The 1,886-nt window shown below is 43.9% G+C and carries 1 protein-coding gene and 1 pseudogene; both read right to left on the bottom strand.

Annotated elements, in window-relative coordinates:
• A pseudogene (locus ACUU1I_RS20350) lies at positions 1-395 on the bottom strand (hypothetical protein); the annotation flags it as partial.
• A 7-nt stretch (positions 396-402) separates the two neighbouring features.
• Positions 403-1,886, bottom strand: a 1,484-nt coding sequence (locus ACUU1I_RS20345) for a cyclic diguanylate phosphodiesterase (RefSeq protein ID WP_449144902.1), incomplete at its 5' end; no start/stop codon positions are given.

The following is a 1,886-nucleotide window of genomic DNA, read 5'->3' as shown; positions in this document are numbered from 1 at the left end:
AACCCTGTATTTTTGACATGTCGATACTTCACAACCTGCATAATATCTGCACAATAATTTTTCTCGAACTCCTTTACCTGAATACATTCGTCACTGGAAATCAGATAAGGACCGACATCGTACAAATAAGAGGGGGAAACCGAGTCGGCGTAAGCTGTGCGCAAACCAACCAACAGCTGTTCCTCCGTGGGATTTAGCGTGTTGATAAGATCAATTGCCACGCTACGCCGATATTCAGCAATATTTGCCACCGCAAAAGCAGTATCAATAACGGACTGTTTCAGGCTATACACCCGTTCCTTTACCATTTGAGTGTAGATCCCGCAGGCAACTGCTGAAATCATGATAAAAATCAGCAGACTGACTGTAAGTACGAACTTATTGATTCTGGACATACGTAAACTACTCTTTTACTAATTTTCCACTTTTATCCCAGGCGGAGAATGGCATGGGTTTCTGGTACAGATACCCCTGAGCCTGAACGCATCCTAATTTAATTAATTCGCGCGCAACGTCTTCGCTCTCTACGCCTTCCGCAATCACCGGGATCCGGTTATAGCGTGCCAGATCGAAAATAATGCGCACAATTTTTCCCGCAGTACCGAAAATATCGCCGGTAAATTGCGAGTCCACCTTTATGCTGTCTGGATTAATTTCATAAAAACGTTTCAGGTTTGACAAACCGGTGCCAAAGTCATCAATCGATATCCGTACCCCTTGTTTACGCAGTTGTTCAATATTGAGATAAAAATGTTCATTAATTCGCTCGATCACGGTTTCAGTGATCTCAACACAGAGGCTGTTCGCCTTCAGGCCATTTTCTTTCATGATGGTGGTAAAACGCTCATGAAAGTGCGGTTCGTTTAACTGCCAGGGCGAAACATTAATATGCAGTAAGAAATCATCCTTCAGCGACGCACGTTGACTAAAATGTCTGAATTCACCCATTGCCGTTTTAATAATCTGATAACCCAGCTCATTGATAAACCCGATATCTTCAGCAATGGTAATGAACTTCAGCGGTGAAATGATCCCCCGCTCCGCAGAAACCCAACGGCACAACGCCTCCGCGCTCAGAATGGCGCGGGTGTTAATATCAACGATCGGTTGATAGACGAGGAATAGTTCGCCAATTTCCATTGCATGGCGAATATTACGCGCAATCCAGATATTCTCTTCTATTTCGTTGAGTTTCGCGTCATCACAGAAAATAAACTCGGAGAACATATGGTCACGGATACTGGAAATCGCCAGTTTCAGTTTTTCTGCGTAACTCCAGGCGTTTTCCCCCTGCAAAGGTTCACAAATGGCAGACTTATGGATGCGCAGATTGCGGTAGCCAAAGCTGCTGTCAAAATCGTTTACCATCGCTATTTTACGGGTAAATGTCTGTACATTTTCCCGACACAGAAGTAAATAGAGATCGGCATTGAATGTCACGATATCGCAGCATTGCGCATATTTCTCGGCAATTCGCTGACACAATTTCCTGACGATTTTATTGCGTTCATCAACACCAAACACCGCTTCCACGGCTTCCAGACCACACAGTTTGATGATCCCCACAGCCAGATACTGATTATTGTTGGACTCAATAATCGCCATATTTTTAATAAAACCGCTTTCCTGATCGTAAGAGATCAGTGAGAGCAATTTATTTGACCGTTCAATTTCGGCATCTTTCATTTCCACGATCGAATTTTTGATGCTGATAATCTCTTTCGCATCGCCTTCGCGAATTTTCAGAGCCTCGATCTGATCCGTTGAGTCGGGCAAAAACGCCAGCGTATTAACCAGCTCGGTCATTTCAGAAAATTGCCGACGGAACACACGAGTGGTCATGAAATATACCACCAGCAACACGATAATAATGAACGCAAACGGTA

The organism is Shigella sp. SIG3, assembly GCF_053555855.1.
The sequence above is the reverse complement of the archived record's forward strand: the minus strand, read 5'-3'. Positions and strand labels throughout refer to the sequence as shown.